Source organism: Streptomyces anandii JCM 4720 (assembly GCF_014650655.1).
GTDB classification, from domain to species: Bacteria; Actinomycetota; Actinomycetes; order Streptomycetales; family Streptomycetaceae; genus Streptomyces; species Streptomyces anandii.
On the sequence record NZ_BMVJ01000110.1, the window covers coordinates 1 to 670 of the forward strand.

Here is a 670-nt window from a genome sequence, read left to right on the forward strand (position 1 = left end):
GTCGGCATCTTCAAGAACCTCTGGTCGCTCATCACGGGCGTCTTCAAGGGCCTGTGGGCCCTCGTCCGGTTCTACGGCGGCTACCCGATCAGGGGCGAGGCCAAGACCGACGCCACGTTCTGGAGCCGGGGCACCCGCTCCACCACCCCGGCCGGGCCCGCCGGCCCCGTCGCGCTCGGGTCCGTGGCCTTCGCCCCGCCCGTCGTGAGCCTGATCAAGCCCAAGCGCCGCCGGCCGAGCCCCTGGGCCCGCACCGCCGCGGCCTGGGTGAAGACCTACCAGGGCTGGGGCGCCACCGCCCTCGACAGGGGCCTGCGTGTGCTCCTGTGGGCCGTCCGCTGGGCCCAGAAGACCTACTGCGGCTACCAGAACGTCGCCCGCCTCGTACGGGCCGTCTACGGGGCCGTAGCCCCCGTCGTGGCCACCCTCGCCCGCGCCCTGCGGGCCTGGCACTTCTGGCCGTACGCCGCCCGCGGCCTGGCCCGCCTCGTCCTCACCGTCGCCCTCGTCGGCCTGGCCCTCCCGGCCTGGCGGACGCTCACGCTCGTGGTCCTGGCCGTCCTCCTGGTCGTCGCCGTCGCGCTCGCGCACCGCTTCAAGCCGGCGCCCCCCGGAGACGACGCGGTCTACGGGCCCCGCCTCTGGGTGATCCTGCGGGAAGACCTCAACC

Annotated in this window: 1 pseudogene; it reads left to right on the forward strand. The window is 74.8% G+C overall.

Going from position 1 to position 670, the window contains the following annotated elements:
- Positions 1-670: pseudogene (locus IE249_RS35530) on the forward strand (hypothetical protein); the annotation flags it as partial.